We start from the raw sequence: 20,673 nt of genomic DNA, 5'->3' as shown, positions 1-20,673 counted from the left end.
CCCCACGGCTACGAGGTGGTCGAGGCCGAGTCCGGCGAGCAGGGCCTCGAGCGGCTCGCCGAGGGCCGCACCGACCTCGTCCTGGTCGACCTGCTCATGCCCGGCCTCGACGGGCACGAGACCTGCCGCCGGATCCGCGCCAACCCCGACACCGCATACCTGCCCGTCGTCATGGTCACCGCGAGCGGCCCGGCCGAGAAGATCCGGGCCATCGACGCCGGGGCGGACGACTTCATCAACAAGCCCCTGGACCAGGGGGAGCTGCTCGGCCGGGTCCGCTCCCTGCTGCGGGTCAAGCGCTACCACGACACGGTCGTCGCGCAGGCCGCCGAGCTCGCGTCATGGAACCACGAGCTGGAGGCGCGAGTGGCGGCGCAGGTGGAGCGGTTGGAACGGTACGGCGCGCTCCGGAGATTCTTCTCCCCGCAGATCACCCGGCTCCTGCTCGACCAGGGCGACGACTCGTTCCTCACCAGCCACCGACGCGAGATCACCGCCGTCTTCTGCGACCTGCGGGGGTTCACCTCGTTCGCCGAGACCTCCGACCCGGAGGAGGTCATGGCGGTGCTCGCCGCATACCACCACGCCCTCGGCGACCTCGTCTTCGAGTACGAGGGAACCCTGGAGCACTTCGCCGGTGACGGCCTCCTGGTGTTCTTCAACGACCCGGTGCCCATCCCGGACGCGCCCGCCCGCGCCGTGCGGATGGCGGTGCGGATGCGGGAGGCGGTCAGTGCACTGGCCGAGGGCTGGCGGCGGCTCGGCTACGAGCTCGGGTTCGGCGTAGGGATCTCGCGCGGGTTCGCGACCCTGGGGCGCATCGGGTTCGAGGGGCGCTACGACTACGGCGCCATCGGCACCGTCACCAACCTCGCCGCGCGGCTCTCCGCGCAGGCGAACGCCGGGCAGATCCTCGTCAGCCAGCGCGTGATGGCCGGCGCCGGGGACGTCGCGGTGGCCCACGAGGTCGGCCCGATAGAGCTTCGAGGGTTCTCCAAACCGATGGTCGCCTACGAAATCGTGGGCCTGAGTGATGAGGTACGCGCGTGACCACTTCCCTGCTGTCCCCCACCTCCCCGGCCCGGCTCGACGACCTCTCCGAGGACGAGCGCAACGAGGCCTTCGACCGCCTCCAACAAGGACTGCCCGCGGTGTGGCGGGCGATGCGGGCGAACGACCCTCGGGAGTCGGTCGTCGTCGTCCCGTCGATGTCAATCGAACGGTTGGTACCGGGTTCCGGTGCGTCCAACCGCGCTCTGGAGGAGCGCTACCTGTTCATGCTGCTGCTGCTCCGACAGCCCCGGCTCAAGCTCGTCTACGTGACGTCGATGCCCGTCGACCCGGCGGTCATCGAGTACTACCTGTCCCTGCTCCCGGGGGTGATCCCCAGCCACGCCAGGGCCCGGCTGTCGCTGGTCTCCGTGGGCGACTCCTCGGCGACCCCGCTGACCGAGAAGCTGCTGGCCCGGCCGCGGATGGTCAGCCAGATCCGTTCCCTCATTCCCGACCCGGCCTTCTCGCACCTGCTGCCCTACAACACGACCAGGCTCGAACGGGACCTCGCCCTGCTGCTCGGCATACCCATGTACGGTCCCGACCCCCGCCACGTCCCCCTGGGCACGAAGAGCGGCTCCCGCGAGGCCTTTGCCGCGGCGGGGATCTCGCACCCCATGGGGGTCAACGACGTCCGGACCGTCGACGACGTCGTGACCGCCCTGGCTCGACTGCGGTCCGCGCGTCCCCGAGCGACCGCCGCCATGGTCAAGCTCAACGAGGGGGTGTCCGGGGCCGGCAACGCCGAGGTCGACCTCGCGGGCCTGCCCGCCAGCGGGGACGCCTCCGAGCGTGCTGCCCTGCGCGACCGCGTGATGACCATGACGCTGGAGAGCCAGAAGGCCGACCTCCCGATGTTCCTCGACCGGCTGACGTCGCGGGCCGGCATCGTCGAGGAGCGGGTCACCGGCGAGGATCTGCGGAGCCCCAGCGTGCAGCTGCGGGTGACCCCTCTCGGCGTCGTCGAGCTGCTGTCGACGCACGACCAGATCCTCGGCGGGGCGACGGGGCAGTCGTACCTCGGGTGTCGCTTCCCCGCCGACCCGGCGTACGCCGGCCTCATCTCCTCGGAGGCGAGGAAGGTGGGCGAGGTCCTCGCGAGCAAGGGCGTCCTCGGCCGGTTCGCCATCGACTTCGTGGTCAGCCGGACCGGCGGTCAGTGGAGCTCGGACGCGATCGAGATCAACCTGCGCCGCGGCGGAACCACCCACCCGTTCCTCACCTTGCAGTTCCTCACCGACGGCCGGTACGACGCGGAGAGCAGTCGGTTCCTGACCCCCTCTGGCGACGAGCGTCACCTCGTGGCCACCGATCACTTCGAGGACCCGTCCCTGACGGGCTTGCGCATCGCCGACCTGTTCGACCTCGTCGCGGTCTCCGGGATCCACTACGACCAGGCCCGGGAGCGCGGGATCGTCTTCCACATGATGAGTGCCATCACCGAGCTCGGCCGCGTCGGGATCACGGCGGTCGGAGCCACCGCCGAGGAGGCCGAGGAGCGGTACGCGGACGCCGAGACGCGGCTTCGGGACGAGGCTCGGGTGTCGCTGGAGCCGCACACGATCTGGTAGCGCGGGGCCGACCGGACCCCCAGCGGTCCGGCCGGCCCCGGCCGGGACCACGCCCCGTGGTCCCGGTGATGCCGGGCCGCCCCATGGGCCCGGCACCGGCTTATGGGTGCTCGCCTACCCCTGCTGGGTCACGGCGCGATCAGCTGCGAGTGCAGGAGCGCCTCGACGACGGCCGCCGGCCACGCCAGCGGCTCGCTGACCGCGCGGCGCGATGCGCCTCCGCAGCTGCACTCCCAGACCCACGTCCCCTTGCCGACCTTGCGGATCTGCGGGTGATGGTGGGACATGTCCCGGTGACTGCGACGAAGTGGAGCCATGACCGACCTCCGATCTGGTGGTACCGGGTGTTTCCGGCTGCCTCAACGGTCGGGGCTGCCGGGTTCCCGGTCTGTGCCCGCGGCGACACAGCGGACGTCTCGCTTGCGACATCGAGGGCCTGACCGTCGTTGCCCCCGCATCCGCGGCGTGGTGCACTGGCCCCTATGGAGTGGCGGCTGCTCGCCTCGCTGGACCCGTCGGAGCAGCGCCTCGTGCTGGGGCGGACGCACCGCCATCGCTACGCCAAGGGCGAGACGCTCTTCCACGAGGGCGACCTGGCCGAGACCATCCACCTCATCCAGGAGGGACGGGTCGTCTCCCGCCGGACCACGCCCCAGGGCGACGTGGTCACCTACGCGGTGCTGGGCCCGGGCGAGGCGTTCGGCGAGATGGCGATGCTGGCCGACGACCACCGTCGGTCCTCGACCATCGTCGCCCTCGAACCGGTCGTCACGCTCACCCTCCGGTTCGACGAGTTCCGGCAGCTGTGCGAGGAGCACTCCGGTGTCCAGGCCCTGCTGGTGCGGATGCTCGCGCACCGGGTCGACCGCCTGTCGACGCACCTCATCGACGCCCTCTACCTGCCCGCGGACCGTCGGGTCCTGCGCACCCTCGTCGACCTCTGCGGCCAGTACGCGGACCACGCCCGATCGGGTGAGGTGACGCTGCCGCTCACGCAGGTCGAGGTGGCCGAGCTGTCGGGCGCGTCACGCCCGACCACGAACCGCTACCTGCGGCGGCTCGAGGAGGACGGCCTGGTCCGGCTGAACCGCGGCCACGTCACCGTGCTCGACGTGGAGGCGCTCCGGGCGGTCAGCGCGCGGTGAGGCTCGACTCCTTGTGCGCTGCTGTCGCGCCGGTCTTGCCGGACTTCACGATCCAGTAGGGCTCGTCGTCGCTGGCGTTGAACGTCTGCCCGTCGAAGGTGAGCTCCGTCGTGCGCTTCTCCACGGTCCGGCCGTGCGTCGGACCCTGCGAGGTGTTCCAGGAGATCTTGCTGCCCTCGCTGATCGCCACCGCCCGACGGTATACGAGCGAGTTTCGAGGCGCGTCCTGGAAAGTTCCCAGGTCGGATGAGGCAACCATGGCCCGCACCGCGTCGGCCGTACGCCACCCCCCGTCCCGCACGCCGTCCCCGACCAGTCGCGGTGGCGGGCGACGTCGCACACCTCGTCCTCTCGACGGTGGAGTGCGCCCACCGCCGGCCCGGGTGACGGTCGTCGATCCGAGTCACCGACCGGATCCGAATGCGACGATGAACACCTGAACGCGCGGCTCCCGACCGCGCCACCCGTGGCGGGAGGTCTGCGTGCGAGCTCGGTCCGCCTCGTCGACCGACCTCGACGGCCTGTACGCGGCGCAGCGCCTGTCGATGGTCCGGCTCGCCCTTCTGTTGCTGGGTGACCGGTCCGTCGCGGAGTCGGTGGTCCAGCAGGCCTTCGTCGTCCTGGTCCGCCGCCACGACCGACGTAGCGACCCGGGGATGGCGGTCGCGGACCTACGCGCACGCGTCGTCGCCGAGTGTCGCGCGGTCCGGCGCGGGGGGCTACCCGTCGAGCGGCCTACGGGTGCGGTGCGGGACACCGTCGGCGACGTTCTCGGCCTACCCCAGCGGCAGCGCGAGGTGGTCGTTCTCGAGGTCTGGGCGCGACTCAGCCGGTCGCAGGTGGCAGCGTCGCTGCGGATGAGCGAGCGAGCGGTCGAGTCGACGTGGCAGTCGGCGCTCGTCGCCCTGCGGCGGCCCGAGGAGCCCTCCGACGGGACCGAGACCACCGATCGGCTCGCGGAGGCCCTGGAGCGCCGGGCGGACGCGATCGGCGCCGACGACCTGCGGCACCGGTTCGGCGAGGTCCTCGACGCGGACACGCGCCGGACCGCTCGGCACCGGCGCTGGTGGCTCCTCGCCGTCGGCGCGCTCGTCGTCGTCGCCCTCGGCGTCGCCGTGGCCGTCGGGGTCCAGCGCTACAGCGGTCCCGCCCCGGCGCCCACGCCCTCGCCGACGCCCTCGGCGACCTCGAGCCCGACCGCGCTCTCGTCACCGGCCCTCGCTCCCGGCGAACGCACCCGGGGGTCGATCCCCTGGTCCGAGGTGGGCGCTGGATGGGCGGTCGTCGCGACGGCGACGCCGCCGACCGCGGTCACGACCACGCTGCTGCTGGTGAGCCCGGACGGGACCCGCTACCCCCTGGGCAGTGCGCCCGACAGCATCGTCATCGAGGACGTGAGCGCGGACCGACGGCACGTCACGGTCGCGGTCGGGTCGGTCGCCCAGGAGTGGGACCTCCAGGCCGGGACCGCTCGAGATGTCCCGACCCCCTACGGGTGGAAGTCACTGCTCTACGCGGGGCCGGACCCGAGCTACGGCTACCTGGTGCTGTGGACCGACTCGACCTCGTCGGTCCGCCTCCAGCGGTGGACATCGGACGGCACCCCGCGCACCGACTACGACACGGCGCTCTCGAGCACGTCCGGTGGGCCGCGCCACCCGGGCGTCCTGGTCAGCGGCGACGGGTCGACCGCCCTGCTCTCGTCCCGCGACGGTCCCCTGCTGCTGCTGGACCTCGCCACCGACGCGGTGGCCGGTCCTGGGCCGTTCACCCAACCCCCGTCGTGCGAGCCACTGGCTCGCTGGTCGCCGACCGAGGCGGTCGTCGGCTGTGGCTCGTCGGTGCAGGTCAACACCTACGACGACCTCGTCGGTCGGCCCCTCATCGTGACCCCAGTGGGGGCGACGCCCACCCGCGCGGCGGTGGTCTGGGCGGCCACCGGCTCCCCGGTGGTGCAGATGGACAACCTATGCTCCGGGTCCCTGGCGAGGCTCGCGACCGACGGTCACGTCACGCCGATCACGGTGCCGAAGGCCGCGACCGGCTTGGTCCCCAACGTGGCCGTCGGGGGCACCCTCTACCTCGGCGGCACCCGCTGCGCGAGCGACGGCAGCCGACTCGTCGCCTACGACCTCCCTTCCGGCCGGGTCACCGAGCTGGCCGGACCGGGCGCCGGCGGCCGAACGGTCCGCCAGGCCGTCGTTATCACCAACGCCTCGTAGACCGGGTCCCCGCGAAGTATCGGAGCGAAGCGTGGGGTCCTCGCGACACATCGAGGCGAAGGCGAGATCGTCGTGCGGAGAACTTCGTGGGGTGGGTAAGTGCGACGATGGCCCGGTGAGCGAGGAGCAGAAGAAGAGCGAGAACCGCAGCAACCCCACGACCGACGAGTTCCGGGCGTTCGTGAAGTCCGGATGGGCTCCCCGGCATACCGGGAGCCCCGAGCGCGCCGAGGTCGCTCCGTATGCGGCCACCCGACGGGACGCGGTCAGCGCCCAGTTCCCGGGAGACCGGCTGGTGGTCCCGGCCGGCGGCCTCAAGGTCCGCAGCAACGACACCGACTACGTGTTCCGGCCGCACTCGGCGTTCGCACACCTCACGGGGTTCGGCAGCGACCAGGAGCCGGACGCCGTGCTGGTGCTGGAACCGCTCCCGGAGGGCGGCCACGACGCGGTGCTCTACTTCAAGCCCTGGGGTGGGCGGGACTCCGACGAGTTCTTCGGCGACACCCGCTACGGCGAGTTCTGGGTCGGCGGCCGGCCGACGCTGGAGGACATCGAGGCGGAGTACGGGCTGACCGCACGCAGCATCGACGAGTTCGCCGACGCCGTGGCCAAGGACGCCGGCAAGGTGACCGTGCGGGTGGTGCGCGACGCCGACCACGACGTGACGGAGCAGGTCGAGCAGGGCCGTGCCGCCTCGTCCGAGAAGGCCACGGACGCCGCGGCGGTCCAGAGCGCGGCGGAGGCCGACGACGAGCTGTCCCGGTTCCTCTCCACACTGCGTCTGGTCAAGGACGAGTGGGAGATCGAGCAGATGCGGCTCGCGGTCGCCGCGACCCAGGAGGGGTTCGAGGCGGTCATCGCCCAGCTGCGCGACGCGGTCGCCAAGGGCCGCGGCGAGCGGTGGGTCGAGGGCGTCTTCGGCCTCCACGCGCGCCACCAGGGCAACGGCGTCGGGTACGACTCGATCTGTGCGGGCGGGGACCACGCCACCACGCTGCACTGGATCAAGAACACCGGTGACCTCGAGGACGGCGAGGTGCTGCTCCTCGACGCGGGGGTCGAGGTCGACTCGCTGTTCACCGCCGACATCACCCGCACCCTGCCGGTCGACGGGACGTTCACCGAGGCGCAGCGCACGATCTACGACGCGGTGTACGCGGCGCAGCAGGCGGCCATGGAGGCGATCAAGCCCGGGGTCAAGTTCAGCGAGATCCACGACACCGCCATCCGGGTGATCGCCGAGTTCCTCCACGAGTGGGGGCTGCTGCCCGAGGGGGTCAGCGTCGAGGACACCATCGACAAGGAGCACGGCCAGTACCACCGCCGCTGGATGGTCCACGGCACCAGTCACCACCTCGGCATCGACGTCCACGACTGCGCGCAGGCTAGGCGGGCCGACTACAAGGACGCCGAGCTCCGCGCGGGCATGGTCCTCACGGTGGAGCCGGGGCTCTACTTCAAGGCCGACGACGAGCTGGCACCGGTCGAGTTCCGTGGCACCGGGGTGCGGATCGAGGACGACATCCTCGTCACCGAGGACGGCTACGAGAACCTGTCCTCGGCGATGCCCCGGACCGCCGACGACGTCGAGGCCTGGATCGCCCGCATCACGTCCCGCTGACCATTCCCGCTCCCCACTTCCAACCGGACGTACTACGGAGTTTCAGGGCCCGCCTGACCCGTGAAACTGGGTACTGCTCCAGGTTGGAAGCGGGAAAACGCGAGGCTCAGAGCTGGCTGGTGGGCGGCTGACCGCCGGGCGCGTCCGTCGCATACCCGCCGGTCGGCACGTACCCGTGGCTCGCGCCGCCAAGCCCGGAGCCGCCGAGGATGTCGCGCGCCTGCTGGGCGAACTTGTGCTCGACCAGCACCTCGTACTTGCTCGGCACGATGAGGCTGACCGAGCTGAAGTCCCGCTGACCGCCGGTCAACGCATACGTGCCCGCCGCCCACGCCAGCCCGAACAGGGCGCCGAACAGCACCGTCGAGAGCACGATCTGGATCACATTGCCCCCCTGCGGCGCGAACAGGGCGAAGATCAGGCCGACGAACAACCCGAGCCACACGCCGGAGAGGGCGCCGCCGAGCAGCACCCGTCCCCAGGTGAGCCGCCCGGTGATGCGCTCCAGCTGCTTCAGGTCGGTGCCGACGATGAGGCAGTTCTGGACCGGGAACTCCTTGTCGGACAGCGTGTCGACGAGCTTCTGCGCCTCCTCGTACTTCTCGAACGTCCCGAGCGACATCGGGTACTCGAGGTTGAGTCGGGCGCGGACCTGGCTCAAGCCCTTGGGCTGCGTGGTCATGACCCGATTATCGCAAACCCTCGGTGAGGGGTCGCGACGTGGTCATCCCCGCGCGGCGTACTCCTCCAGGAGCCGCCGTCCGATGATCATCCGCTGGATGTCGGCGGTGCCCTCGCCGATGAGCAGCATGGGTGCCTCGCGGTAGAGCCGCTCGATCTCGTACTCCTTCGAGTACCCGTACCCGCCGTGGATCCGGAACGAGTCCTCGACGACCTGGGCGCAGTACTCGGAGGCGAGGTACTTGGCCATGCCGGCCTCGAGGTCGCCCCGCTCGCCGGCGTCCTTGAGCCGGGCCGCCTTGACCATCATCTGGTGCGCGGCCTCGGCCTTGGTGCCCATCTCCGCCAGGCGGAACAGCACGGCCTGGTGCTCGGCGATCTTCTTGCCGAACGTCTCGCGATGCTGGGCGTAGGCGATCCCGAGCTCGAAGGCGCGGCGGGCGACCCCGCACGCCCGGGCCGCGACGTTGACGCGACCCACCTCGACGCCGTCCATCATCTGGTAGAAGCCGCGGCCGGGTTCGCCGCCGAGGATCTGGGCGGTCGAGGTCTCGTACCCGTCGAGGATGAGCTCGGTGGTGTCGACGCCCTTGTAGCCCATCTTCTCGATCTTGCCGGGGACGGTGAGGCCGGGCGCGACCTCGCCGAAGCCCGGCTCCTTGTCGACCAGGAAGGTCGTCATGTTCTTGTAGACGCTGCTCGCGCCGGTGTCGGTCTTGACGAGGACGGCAACGAGGTTCGACGAGCCGCCGTTGGTGAGCCACATCTTCTGCCCGGTGATCGACCACGAGTCGCCCGGTGTGGGAACGGCTTTCGTCCGAATGGCGGCGACGTCGCTGCCGCAGCCGGGTTCGCTCATCGAGAACGCGCCGCGGACCTCGTCGATGGCCATCCGGGGCAGGTACCGCTGCTTCTGCTCCTCGGTGCCGTGCTGGAGCAGCAGGTACGCGACGATGAAGTGCGTGTTGATGATCCCGCTGATCGACATCCAGCCGCGGCTGAGCTCCTCGACGGTCAGCGCATAGGTCAGCAGCGACTCGCCGAGACCGCCATACTCCTCGGGGATCATCAGCCCGAAGATCCCCATCTCCTGCATCTGCTCGACGATCTTGGTCGGGTACTCGTCGGCGTGCTCGAGGGCCATGGCCACGGGGATGACCTGGTCATCAACGAAAGCACGAACGAGCTTCAACAAGTCCTGCTGCTCGTCGCTGAGCCCCTCGGTCTGCTGCAACCGCGCCATGACACGCGAGTATGCGCGAGGGCGCCTCGCGCGGCGACCCAAACGTGACGCGCGCCTCTCCCGGCCTCTCCCCGGCCGCCGGTTACGCGCCTGACCCGGTTGGAGGTATATCCGAGCGCTCTAGCGCTCTCACACCTCTCCACTCGAACCAGTCGTTCGTGATCCGCGCCCTGACCGATCTCGATGGAGCGAAGTCAGCGTCGGAGCACCAACTTCGCTCCACCGGGGGACCTGCACGTGTGATCGCGGCAGCCAAACCCTCAGTGGGCGGAAGAGTCAGGCGTAGATCGGTCCCACTGCCGGGTAGGCGCCCGTCAGTAGGCCCCGGATCGCCGACAGCGAGGGCGTCGGTGAGGTCGCCGACGACTGGAACCCGTTGTCGAGGCGCATCGGCTTCCCCCACGCCAGCAGGCTCTCGATCGTCGGGGATGCCGCGTTGCCGGACAGCCGGCCGAACCAGTCGTCCCGCGCATACGTGATGTCCCCGCCGATCGAGACCAGCTCAACCCACGACGGGTCCGCCAGGCAGACGCTCTCGTACGGGTCCGTGTGGTGCCGCTCGAGCACGAGCAGGTCGGCCGGCCGGCCGACCGAGACCGATCCCAGATGCTCCGACAGCCCAGCCACGCCAGCTGCCACCGACGTGACCATCGCGACGAGGTCGGCGGCCGCGATGGGGTGCCCTTCCAGCGCCAGCTGGCGCCGCGCCACCTTCATCTCCCCCAGCAGGCTGGTCGACCCGGACGGCAACCAGTCCGCCCCGAGCGCCACGGGCATACCCGCAGCGCGCGCCGCTCCCGCCAGCGTCGTGGAGCCGTAGAGCCGCAGGTTCGACTGCGGCGACCACACCAACCGGCACCCGGCGTCGGTCAGCGTATGCAGGTCCGCCTCCGACAGCGCCGAACCGTGGATCACGTTGGTCGCCGGCGTCGCCGCCCCCGCCGCGAGGAACGCCTGGAACTCCCCGGCACTCCGCTCGTCACCGCGGACTCCCTCGCACAGGTGCAGGTAGAAGGCGTTGACGTCGTTGGTCCCGATGTCCGCCACGATCTTCTTCAGTCGCGGCACGTCCCGGGAGGAGCTCGACGGAAGGTCGATCATCGCCCGCGCCTTGTGGTCGCCGAAGATCCACAGATCCACGTTGCGCACCAGCGGTTCCGCGTTCGTGCTGGTACTCGCGGCCGACGACCCCTGGATCGCCGTCACGCCTCCAGCGAGGGCTCGCACCTCCGCGTACCGGCTCTGCGTCTGCGGCGGGAGCGTGCTGAGGATGGTGTTCTGCGGGTCGCGCACCAGGGCCTTGTATGGCGCGCTGGCCCGCCACCGGTACCGGTTCGCGTAGAGCTTCGGCGGCTCCCACGCGGCGAACACGTTGAAGTCCGGGTGGCCGTGCAGGTCGATGAGCCCGGGAAGGATCACCCCGTCGGTCTCGACGACCGGCACGTCGGTGGGCTTGTCCTTCGAGACCGCCGAGATCGACCCGCCCGCGACGGTGACGTACCCGCTCGACCACGCCTCCTCGGGCGTGATCACCGCGCCGTGCAACGCGAACGGCGCCGGCGGCAGTGCGCGCGGCCGGCTCGGCGGCGGGCCGACCTTCTCGGTGACACCTCGCTGGTACGCGCGTTCGAACGGTCCAGCCACGGCTCAGCCTTCCGGAGTAGGAGGGGTGGGTGTCGGGAGGACCGGCCACAGCCGGGCCCTTCTCGGCACGACGACGCTGATCGTCGCGCGCTTGGTCTGCACGTCGGGACCGGTCCGGGACGCCCAGGCAGCCAGGTCGAACCACCAGCTCGGCGACCCCGGCGGCAGGTCCGCCTGCGGGATCCGCACCAGGTCGCCGTCCTGCCAGCCGGTCCCGTAGAGAGTGTCTTGCGACATCCCATCGGGCATGACGTGGTCGCGCAGGGCGGGCAGGTGCTCGTTCCAGTCGGCCAGCAGGATCGCCGTGGTCTCGGCCAGCGTCTTGTTGCCGGCGCGCGACGCGCTCTCGGGGTACGTCGGGTGCCGGAGGGGGGCGTGGTGGAGCCGCGCCGCCGCGGCCGGCTGGGTGGCCGCCCACGCCTGGTACGCCGTCTCGGCCAGCTGGCCCAGGGAGACCACCGCGGTCGCGCCGGTCCCCACGAGCAGGGCGTCGAGCCAGGCGTTCCGGTATGCGGCGATCGCCTCGTCGTCCTCGTGCCGGTTGCCGCCACCCTGGCCGTACACGCTGTAGAGGAACGTGTTGACCATGACGTAGCTGCGGTCGATCCCCAGCTTGGCGAGGAGGCCCTGCACTCGCTGGCCCGCCTCACCCACCAGGATCCGGCGGCTGATCGCCTCGTGGGTGGCCGGGTCCTGCCCGAGAACGACGACGCGCGCCGAACCGTCGAGCCGGCCGCGGTGGAAGACCGGTCCCCATTCGACCCGGAAGTCGGCACTGGGGTAGACGTCCTGCCCCGGGTAGTCGGCCACCAGGGCGTCGAACGGCGCCGGGTACCCCGGACAGAACTCGGTCATCCCCGTCCCCTACGCCAACAGCCCGAGCGGGGCCTTCTTGGCCTTCGGTGAGGCCTCCAGCTGGGCGCGCTGGGTGAAGTCTCCGGCCCTGAGGCTCTGGCTGGTGGCGTTGAGCAGGGCGGTCCGACTGGCTGCGCCGTCGGCCGCCAGGGCCTTGAGGAAGTAGTACGTGAACGCGCCGCTGTAACGGCCGTTGAAGTACGCGTCGGCCGAGGTCTGGTCCGCCTTGCAGCCGGCGAAAAGGACGGCGCGTGTCGCGGCCGGCGTGGTCTTCACCAGCTCCTGGAGGCCCTTCGGGTCCGACGTCGCGGCGAGCCGCTGGACACCGCGTCGCGTCGGCGGCGGCAGGAACCGTGCCTTCTGGCCGGGCAGGAGGTCCTTCAGACCGGTACCGCTGTGGCAGGTGTCGAGGAATACCTCGACGAGGACCTCCTTCGGGAGATCCGAGAGCAGTGCGTGGAGCTCGTCGTCGATGATGACCGAGTCGCGGTCCCAGTCGGCGCCCTTCTGCGCGATGTCGTGGCACGCGAAGGCCTCGTCGACGTGGTCGACGGTCTCGTCTCCGTTCTGGTCCGGTACCTGGGTCCCGTGGCTGGAGAACGAGAACACGACATGGTCGAGCTTGCCGGCCTTGGCCTTGCCGATGATGTCGGTCAGCTTGGCCATCACGTTTGCCTTGGTCGCCTCCGCGTCGGTGAGCACGGTGATGTTGCGGCGTGAGAACCCGGGCTGGGTCCGCAGCATCGCCGCCATGTCGTTCGCGTCGTTGACGCAGCCGTTCAGCCAGTTGGCGTTGGGCAGGTGGGCGAACTCGTTGATACCGACGCACAAAGCCTGTGCAGCCATGGGTTTCAGACCTTTCGTGGGTGTGGGTACCGCAGGTTTGGGTGGGTTGGTGTGGACGGAGATATGCGGGTACGCGGGGACGCGGGTCAGGTCCGGACGAGGACCGCGTCCGGACGGGCGTAGATGACGTAGGCGAGCCATGTCGCATCCCCCGAGGCCCGGGCCGCCTCGCGGGCGGTGAGAGCGGCCATGGCGACGGTGTCGCCGTCCAGCAGTCGCCCGTAGAACGTCTCGACGAAGATCCGCGCCGGCGTCTGGTTGACCGACCACAGGCAGGACACGAACGCCGACGCGCCGGCCTCGAGGAACGCGCGAGCGAAGCCACCGAGGCTGCTCAGCTCCTCGCCGGAGCGCCCGACCTGGCAGGCGTTGAGGACAACGAGCGGGCCTGCGCCGGAACGGTTCCCGAACTTCGCGTTCTCCGCGACGGTGGTGGACGTCAGGTAGTCCGACACCAGCGCACCACCCACGGTCCGCCCCGCGAGGACGATCTTGGCCTCGCCGATGTTGCCCTGGTCGGCGAGGCCGTGGCCGCTGAAGTGGAGCAGGTCGAACCCGCCACGCCGGCGCAGCAGCTGCCGCACCTTCTGCTCCGTAGCGTGGACCGCAGTCGCCCCGAACGTCGTGGTGAGGAACTGCGCCTCGGCCTGCACCTCGGTCAGGTCCAGCGACGGGTCCTCGTACTCGGGGCAGACCGAGAACACCTTGCCGGCCCGGGCCTGCAGCTGCGGCTGCGGCGGGAATGGCGTGAACTGCCAGCGCACGAGCCCGAGCTGGCCGAGGAATCGGGGAGCCTTCTGCCGTGGGCCGACCGGCGGCTTCAGATGCACCAGCTCCCACGGGATGAACGGCTCGTCGGCGATGAGGAACAGGTTGTCGAGGTGGTCGCGGTTCTTCCACAGCACCGCCTGGAGATCCTGCGGGAACAGCTGCTCGAACAGGGACGAGCCGAGGTCCTGGAGGTCGGCGAGGTACTTCGCGGGTTTGTCCGAGTTGTCGAACCACAGCTGCTGGACCTCGCGGAACAGACTCGACACGAACCCATCCGCGTCGCGGATCGGCGGTGACGTCCCGATGATCCGTTCGCTCACCCCCGGCAGCCGCAGCTCGTAGCGGAACCGCGTCTCGTTGTCCGCCTCGACCTGGGCGATCTCCAGCCACGCCACGTCCGCGAGCACCGGCGACGACGCGGACGCCACCTCGACCTGCGCGCGGGTCAGCGCCTGCGCACCGCCGATGACGGCGTCGGGGTCGACGGCGTCAGCCTCCAGGGTGACGCTGCCCAGCAGCTCGCGGCCTTGGCGCGCAAGGATCTTCAGCCTGACCGGCCCTGCCGCAACGGCGTGTACCGCGAACTGCAGCTCCGACCAGCCGCCGCCGGGCGGAAGCAGCAGCCGATCGAGGTCGGGGCCGTCCAGGGCCACGTTCTTGCTCGGGATGACCTGGACGTCGACGGGGCTGTCCGGCCGTACGGCGAGCACGGTTCGCGCCGAGGCGGTCCCGTCGGCCGCGACCAGCGCGGTGCGCGACACCCGGACCCGCAACGTCGTGGTCACCCCCACCGGTGGGTTCTGCGGGAGCTCGGCGACGAAGGTGGCCTGGATCGAGCCCGGAGCATGCATGGGGGCGATCTCGGGTCGCGGTCCCGGAGGTCCGGGCTCCGGCGGCGGCTCGGCACCGGACGTCGGCGGCGGATCGGCGCCTGGGGTGGGCGGCGGCTCGGCCATCGTCGGCGGCTCGGCCATCGTCGGCGGCGGCTCGGCCATTGTCGGCGGCGGCTCGACCACGGGCGGTGGGACGACCGGCGACGGTCCGCGCGTCGGCCCACGCCATCCGAGGTCACCGTCGTCACCGCCGATGTCCGGGACGGGGGCCGCCCGCTCCTCCCCCTCGAGGTGGTCGACCCGCTGGACGAGCCACGCCACCAGAGCCCGGCACACGGACTCCTGGGAGAAGTAGTTCGTGTGGTAGACGGTCGAGTTAGCCCTCAGGGCCAGGGCACCACGCACGTACCCACCCCCGTGCTCGAGGTCGATGGCGCTCATGGACTCGACGTCGACGACGAGGTCGTTCGGCCCGGTGATGACCTGGTCGACGACACCGTCGACGAGCCGCGCGACCACGGCCGCCGGAAGCTCCGGTGGGTGGTCGTTGACCGTCACCTCGAAGTCCGACGACACGACGAACCAGGGCGTCCCCGAACGGGGCTGGCCACGCTGGTCCCGGTTGATCTCGGTGACGAAGGGCCCGCCCGGCACCATCGCGGCGATACCGGGGACGCTGTCGGGGTCGGTCGCATACGAGGCCAGCCAGCGGACCAGCGCACCGATGCCGCGGACCGCGCCGACGACGAGGGCGGCGATCGGCGCTCCGCCCGGCAGCGCGGCGATCGCCCGCGCATTGGCGGCGACGAGGTTGGTGTAGACGTCAGCCAGATCGGCCCAGCGGGTCTCGTCCGCGAAGTGGGTGCCCGCGTTGGTGGCGGCCACGAAGACCGCCCGGTCCACCTTGCCGCGCCACGCGAGGCTCGGAAGGACGGACTCGACGAAGCTGCGGGCGGTGAGCCCGCCGCGGCTGTGGCAGACCACGTCCAACGTCACCTGTCGTCCCCGGAACGGCGTCAACACGGCAGCGAGCTCGCGGGCGTTCTCGAGCGGGTCGACGCTCAGCGTCTTGTGGTCGAAGCCGATGACGGCGTCGTAGTCGCCGAGCGCCTGGGTCAGGAAGTCGCGCCCCGCTTCGGTAGCGGCCAGCGCACCGAACGCACCCACCGTCGAGTCGAAGGTCCCGTGGACGAGCAACAGGACCCGGCTGTTCCGGTCCGGCGAGAGGCCGGTGTCGGCGAGCGAGCCGACGTGCCGCCACTCGGAGGGGTCGACGCCGGCGATGTGGACGAGACCGGGGTCGACGAACAGCTCGAGCGCCCGGATTGCGGCCTGGGAGAGCAGCGGCGACGCATACGACAACACCGTCGCGCGGGCAGCCCCGGCGGCCAGGCCGCCCAGGTCGCGCGTGGCTCCCCCCCTGGGGGGCACGACGAACTCGAAGACGGCAACGCGGCCGATGACCTTCGGGTCGCGCGAGGACTCGTGCCGCGGGCGTAACCAGGTGTAGCAGCCCTCGTGCTCGAGGAGGACGACGGCGTCCTCGTCGGGAGCGACGTCCAAGGCGAGCGAGACCGAGGTGCCCTTACCGGCTCCGACGTCACGGGATTTTGTCTTGTCCGGCCCGACGACCACGCGATGTACCGCGTCAAAACCGTTGCGCCGCAGCGTGTCCACCAGGAGAGCATCGACGTCGTCAGCAGTCGCCAGGTCGATGGACCGGGTGCGGGACGTGGAGGCGCGGTAGGCATCGGAGTGCGTCACCCGAAGCCGGCCGCCGACGAACGATGTCGTCGCCACACTCGCCTCCTCCGACGCAGGTGGAAGCCCCCCAAGGACACCAAGACCACCAGGGTGCACCTCAGCGTCGCCCGGAGGGGTGAAATTCGGACATATCTGCTGCCTAGGTAGAGCCGGATCCCGGCATTCCGATACGTGCGCCTCACCGGCGACCGGAAAACCCGTTGCCGGCTCCGTCCCGGCTACGTCATCCTGGCCAGGTTCCCTGGGTCGCGCCACCACCGGCGCACACCCGAACCGTCACGTCTCCGAGGAGGGCCGACATGTCGACGACTGTCCTGGGTGCTCACCGCACCCCATCCCTCACACCTCTGGAGAACCGCAGTGACACACCATCTCGCCGACGGCTGGGAGCCCGACAGCTTCGCCGTTGACACCAACCCCGACGGCCCGCCGGAAGGCGAACGCTGGTCGTCCTGGGACGGGTCGATGCACGGCCCGAAACCTCGACCCGACTGGGTCCTCACCGCGCTCGGCGCGGTCGACGCCGACCTGGGCGTCCTGAAGACCGGCAAGGAAGCCGACGTCCACCTGCTCCGCCGCTGGGTCCCCGGCGACCCCCGTCAGGACGTCGTCATGGCCGCGAAGCGCTACCGCGGCCACGACCGACGGCTCTTCCACCGGGACGCCGGCTACCTCGAGGGGCGCCGGGTCCGGCGCAGTCGCGAGACCCGAGCCATGGGGCGCCGCACCGAGTTCGGCAAGGCCGTGATCGCGGGACAGTGGGCGATGACCGAGTTCGACGTCCTCGGGAAGCTCTGGTCCATGGATCTGCCGGTGCCGTACCCGGTCCAGATGCAGGAGACCGAGATCCTCATGGAGTTCGTCGGGACCGACGGGGTGGCCGCGCCGAGGCTGGCGCAGACCCGTCCCGAACCCGCGTTGCTCCCCGAGCTGTTCGAGCAGCTGCGAGAGACGATGGCCCGGCTCGCGTTGCACGGCTGGGCGCACGGCGACCTCTCGCCCTACAACGTCCTCCTCCACGAGGAGCGGCTCGTCGTCATCGACTGGCCGCAGGTCGTCGACATCATCGGCAACCCGCACGGGTTCGACTTCCTCGAGCGCGACGTCCGGAACATGTGCGACTGGTTCGCCCGGCGCGGTCACGACGTGGACGCCGGCGAGCTGCTCGGCGACCTCGTCGCCGCCGCGACCTCTCGGTGGTGATCATTACGCGGCGATGACGACCGACCGGAAACCGCTAACGCGGCGGTTACGGCGGCCATCCGGAGGGACTGTGGCACCGATGGATGGGCCTTGATGTGGAGGTCGCCGGCAGCGGTCGGCGACCCTCCCGTCACGAAAGGCCTGACCATGCACCGCCATCTCGCCCGCCGGACCCTCTCGGCCGCCGCGCTCGCCGTCGGACTCGGCACCGCGTTCGCGACCGCCGCCTCCGCACACGGTGGTCCGCACCAACCCGCAGACCACGTCTACGAGACCACGAACGCCAGCAACGGCAATGCGATCCAGGTCTTCGACCGAGCCGCCGACGGTCGCCTCACCGCCGCCGGGCTGGTCGCAACCGGTGGGTCGGGCAGCGGTGGGTCGCTCCACTCCCAGAGCGGCCTGGTGCGTCAGGGCGACCTGCTCTTCGCGGTGAACGCCGGCTCCGCGACGGTCGCGGCCCTGGAGATCACCGATCACGGCCTGGTCCTGCGCGACACCATCGCTACCCACGGCACACTGCCGGTGAGCGTCACGGCGCGAGACGGGGTCGGGTACGTCGTGAACCAGGGCAGCGACACGATCACGGGATTCCGGTACAGCTCACGCGGCAACCTCTCGCCGCTGCCCGGGTCGTCGCGCGCGCTCACGCCGAACGCCGCCGGTGGCATCACCGACGCCGCCCAGATCCAGTTCACCCCGGACGGATCGTCACTGCTCGTCACCGAGAAGGCCAGCAACACCCTCGACATCTTCGCGGTGCGCGGCGGGTACGCGGGCTACGCGGTGCCGCACGCGGCCGCCGGGACCACGCCGTACGGCTTCGACTTCGACGCCCGCGGGCACGCGGTCGTCTCCGAGGCGGGTAGCGGGTCCGCGTCCTCGTACGACGTCGGCCGCCGCGGCTTCGGGGTCATCTCCCCCGCGGTCAGCGACACCCAGGCGGCCGCCTGCTGGCTGGTTGTGGCCCGTGGGTACGCGTTTGCGGTGAACGCCGCCAGCGGGACGGTCTCGAGCTACACCATCGCCAAGGACGGCTCGCTGGCGCTCAAGGCGGCGGTCGCCGCGACCACCGGCGCCGGCGGTACGGACGCCGCGCTCTCGGCGGACCAGCACTTCCTGTACGTCCGCATGGGCGGCGGCCTCGTGTCCTCGTGGGCGGTGGCCCGCGACGGCTCGCTGACCGCGCTCGGGACGACACAGGGTGCACCCACCTTCGGGACCGCCGGGCTCGCGGCCAGCTGACTGGTCTGTCCCGTCAGCGGGAGATGACCGCGGCGTGCATCGCCAGTACGCGGTGAGCCGTGTCGACGTGGAGGCTCTCGACGAGACGTCCGTCGAGAGTCGCCACGGCGCGGCCGTCCGCCTGTGCGGCTTCGAACGCCGCGATCGTCCGCCGGGCGGTATCGACCTCGTCGTCGCTCGGTGCGAAGACGCGGTTGGCCGACTCGACCTGACCGGGGTGGATCAGGGTCTTCCCGTCGAACCCCAGCTCGCGCCCCTGTCGGCACTCCGCCACGAACCCGTCGGCGTCGCGCACGTCGTTGTAGACGCCGTCGAGGACCGCCACGCCGGCAGCGCGGGCACCGAGGACCGCCATGCTCAGCACGGTGACCAGCGGCGTGCGACCCCGGACGACCTGCGCCCCCAGCTCCTTGACCAGGTCGTTGGTGCCCAGCACGAGCACGGTGAGGCGCTCTGACGCGTCCCCGATCGCTGCACAGTCCAGGATCGCCCGCGGAGTCTCGACCATGGCCCACAGGGCGGTGTGCTCGGGCGCCCCGGCCGCCGCCATCGCCGCGGCGAGCGACCGCACCTCGTCCGCCCGGCTCACCTTGGGCACGACGATCCCGGCCGGGCCGGCCGCGCACACCGCAACGAGGTCGTCCTCGTGCCAGGGCGAACCCAGCCCGTTGATGCGGATGGTGAGCTCACGCATACCGTATGCGCCGGAAACGGCTGCGGCACAAGCGAGTTCGCGTGCCGAGCTCTTCGCGTCCGGGGCGACGGCGTCCTCGAGGTCGAGGATCAGCCCGTCGACCGGCAGGCTCTTGGCCTTCTCGAGAGCGCGCTCGTTGGACGCGGGCAGATACAGGACCGACCGCCGCGGTCGGACGTCGCTCACGAACCAGCCTCCGCCGAGTACGCCTCGGCCAGCTCCGGGTCGAGGGTCGCGAGGCGCTCGGCGAGGTCGAGGAGGACCCGGCACTGCTTGAGGCTGGCGTCGTCCTCCATCCGGCCGTCGAGCATGACCGCGCCGGTCCCGTCACCCATGGCCGCGACGACCCGCCGCGCGTGCGCCACATCCTGCGCTGACGGGCTGAACACCCGCTTCGCGATGGCGATCTGGCTGGGGTGCAGCGACCAGGCACCGACGCAGCCGAGCAGGAACGCCGCCCGGAACTGGTCCTCGCACCCCACCGAGTCGCCGATGTCGCCGAACGGCCCGTAGTACGGGTAGATCCCGGCGGCGGCGCAGGCGTCGACCATCCGGGCGACGGTGTAGTGCCAGAGGTCCTGCTGCACGCTCGCCCGCGGCGCATCGGGATCGCCAGGGGTGGGGTCGGCACGGACGACGTACCCGGGGTGGCCACCGCCGACGCGCGTCGTCTTCATCCGGCGGGAGGCGGCAAGGTCGGCCGGGCCGAGCGACAGTCCCTGCATCCGAGGGGATGCCGTGCAGATCTCCTCGACGTTCGCGACGCCGCGAGCGGTCTCGAGGATGGCGTGGACGAGGATCGGCCGGGTCAGCCCGGCCCTGGCCTCCAGCTGGGCGAGCAGCCGGTCGACGTAGTGGATGTCCTCGGCGCCCTCGACCTTGGGGACCATGACGACGCCGAGCGTCGCGCCGATCGCCGGCACCAGGGTCGTGACGTCGTCGAGGAACCACGGTGAGTCGAGGGCGTTCAGCCGCGTCCAGAGCTGCGTCGGACCGAAGTCGACGCTCTGGCCGAGCCGGACCAGTCCCTCCCGCGCGGCGATCTTGCGGTCCGCCTTGACGCCGTCCTCGAGGTTGCCGAGCAGGACGTCGACGGTGCCCACCATTGCCGGGACCTTGGCGGTCATCTTCTCGTTGCTGGGGTCGAGGAAGTGGATGACCCGTGACGCGGTGGCCGGGACCTCGCGGAGCGGCGCCGGTGCCCCCACCGCCAAGGGCGCGAAGAAGTTCTTGGGGCTGCGCACGGGGCGAAGGTAGCAGCGCGGTGACGCCGGGGGTT

The 20,673-nt window shown here is 71.0% G+C and carries 17 protein-coding genes; 7 read left to right on the top strand and 10 right to left on the bottom strand.

Annotated features, from left to right (window positions below; translation table 11 throughout):
- Both VIG79_RS09165 and VIG79_RS09160 read left to right on the top strand, forming a co-directional pair.
- Nucleotides 1-1,050: response regulator (locus tag VIG79_RS09165; RefSeq protein WP_331884818.1), on the top strand; the 1,050-nt coding region annotated here is incomplete at its 5' end.
- Nucleotides 1,047-2,624, top strand: coding sequence for a peptide ligase PGM1-related protein (locus VIG79_RS09160; protein ID WP_331884816.1), 1,578 nt, complete (start codon nt 1,047-1,049; stop codon nt 2,622-2,624). The genes VIG79_RS09165 and VIG79_RS09160, both read left to right, overlap by 4 nt.
- Nucleotides 2,625-2,752: 128 nt before the next feature.
- On the opposite strand, the gene VIG79_RS09155 is transcribed toward VIG79_RS09160, so the two are convergent.
- A complete protein-coding gene (locus VIG79_RS09155; protein WP_331884814.1) occupies nt 2,753-2,911 on the bottom strand; it encodes a hypothetical protein in 159 nt (52 codons plus the stop codon).
- 195 nt (nt 2,912-3,106) lie between these two features.
- On the opposite strand from VIG79_RS09155, the gene VIG79_RS09150 reads away from it, so the two are divergent.
- Complete coding sequence (locus VIG79_RS09150) at nt 3,107-3,769, top strand: Crp/Fnr family transcriptional regulator (RefSeq protein WP_331884812.1); 663 nt, start codon at nt 3,107-3,109, stop codon at nt 3,767-3,769.
- Here the strand turns inward: VIG79_RS09150 and VIG79_RS09145 are convergent.
- On the bottom strand, nt 3,756-3,959 hold the full coding sequence (locus VIG79_RS09145; RefSeq protein WP_331884810.1) for a DUF2945 domain-containing protein: 204 nt from the start codon (nt 3,957-3,959) through the stop codon (nt 3,756-3,758). The two genes, VIG79_RS09150 and VIG79_RS09145, sit on opposite strands and share 14 nt — an antisense overlap.
- Nucleotides 3,960-4,251: 292 nt before the next feature.
- Here VIG79_RS09145 and VIG79_RS09140 point away from each other — a divergent pair, with 292 nt between their 5' ends.
- Nucleotides 4,252-5,991: a hypothetical protein gene (locus tag VIG79_RS09140; RefSeq protein WP_331884808.1), complete on the top strand. Its 1,740-nt coding sequence runs from the start codon at nt 4,252-4,254 to the stop codon at nt 5,989-5,991.
- Nucleotides 5,992-6,106: 115 nt separating this feature from the next.
- Nucleotides 6,107-7,615: an aminopeptidase P family protein gene (locus VIG79_RS09135; protein WP_331884806.1), complete on the top strand. Its 1,509-nt coding sequence runs from the start codon at nt 6,107-6,109 to the stop codon at nt 7,613-7,615.
- A gap of 106 nt (nt 7,616-7,721) precedes the next feature.
- Here VIG79_RS09135 and VIG79_RS09130 read toward each other — a convergent pair whose 3' ends face one another.
- The 6 genes from VIG79_RS09130 to VIG79_RS09105 form a co-directional block, all read right to left on the bottom strand.
- On the bottom strand, nt 7,722-8,297 hold the full coding sequence (locus VIG79_RS09130) for a general stress protein (protein ID WP_331884804.1): 576 nt from the start codon (nt 8,295-8,297) through the stop codon (nt 7,722-7,724).
- Nucleotides 8,298-8,339: 42 nt separating this feature from the next.
- Nucleotides 8,340-9,539 (bottom strand): acyl-CoA dehydrogenase family protein, encoded by a 1,200-nt coding sequence (locus tag VIG79_RS09125; RefSeq protein ID WP_331884802.1) that lies wholly within the window; start codon nt 9,537-9,539, stop codon nt 8,340-8,342.
- Between the two features lie 276 nt (nt 9,540-9,815).
- Nucleotides 9,816-11,183, bottom strand: a complete 1,368-nt coding sequence (locus VIG79_RS09120; protein ID WP_331884800.1) for an amidohydrolase family protein — start codon at nt 11,181-11,183, stop codon at nt 9,816-9,818.
- A 3-nt stretch (nt 11,184-11,186) separates the two neighbouring features.
- Nucleotides 11,187-12,038 (bottom strand): uracil-DNA glycosylase family protein, encoded by an 852-nt coding sequence (locus VIG79_RS09115; RefSeq protein ID WP_331884798.1) that lies wholly within the window; start codon nt 12,036-12,038, stop codon nt 11,187-11,189.
- 9 nt (nt 12,039-12,047) lie between these two features.
- Nucleotides 12,048-12,884, bottom strand: a complete 837-nt coding sequence (locus VIG79_RS09110; protein WP_331884796.1) for a caspase family protein — start codon at nt 12,882-12,884, stop codon at nt 12,048-12,050.
- Between the two features lie 86 nt (nt 12,885-12,970).
- The gene (locus VIG79_RS09105) at nt 12,971-16,288 is read right to left on the bottom strand and encodes a DUF7379 domain-containing protein (protein ID WP_331884794.1); all 3,318 of its coding nucleotides are present in this window, start codon (nt 16,286-16,288) and stop codon (nt 12,971-12,973) included.
- A gap of 324 nt (nt 16,289-16,612) precedes the next feature.
- On the opposite strand from VIG79_RS09105, the gene VIG79_RS09100 reads away from it, so the two are divergent.
- Nucleotides 16,613-17,455, top strand: a complete 843-nt coding sequence (locus VIG79_RS09100) for a serine protein kinase RIO (RefSeq protein ID WP_331884792.1) — start codon at nt 16,613-16,615, stop codon at nt 17,453-17,455.
- Nucleotides 17,456-17,602: 147 nt separating this feature from the next.
- Nucleotides 17,603-18,700 (top strand): beta-propeller fold lactonase family protein, encoded by a 1,098-nt coding sequence (locus tag VIG79_RS09095; RefSeq protein ID WP_331884790.1) that lies wholly within the window; start codon nt 17,603-17,605, stop codon nt 18,698-18,700.
- Nucleotides 18,701-18,713: 13 nt separating this feature from the next.
- Here VIG79_RS09095 and VIG79_RS09090 read toward each other — a convergent pair whose 3' ends face one another.
- Both VIG79_RS09090 and VIG79_RS09085 read right to left on the bottom strand, forming a co-directional pair.
- Complete coding sequence (locus VIG79_RS09090) at nt 18,714-19,580, bottom strand: CoA ester lyase (RefSeq protein ID WP_331884788.1); 867 nt, start codon at nt 19,578-19,580, stop codon at nt 18,714-18,716.
- Nucleotides 19,577-20,638 (bottom strand): CoA ester lyase, encoded by a 1,062-nt coding sequence (locus VIG79_RS09085; RefSeq protein ID WP_331884786.1) that lies wholly within the window; start codon nt 20,636-20,638, stop codon nt 19,577-19,579. Before VIG79_RS09085 ends, VIG79_RS09090 begins: the two co-directional genes overlap by 4 nt.
- Nucleotides 20,639-20,673 lie beyond the last annotated feature (35 nt).

The organism is Lapillicoccus sp., assembly GCF_036559105.1.
Taxonomy (GTDB): Bacteria; Actinomycetota; Actinomycetes; order Actinomycetales; family Dermatophilaceae; genus Lapillicoccus.
Note: the sequence above shows the minus strand (reverse complement) of the source record. Positions and strands in the feature narration are given on the sequence as shown.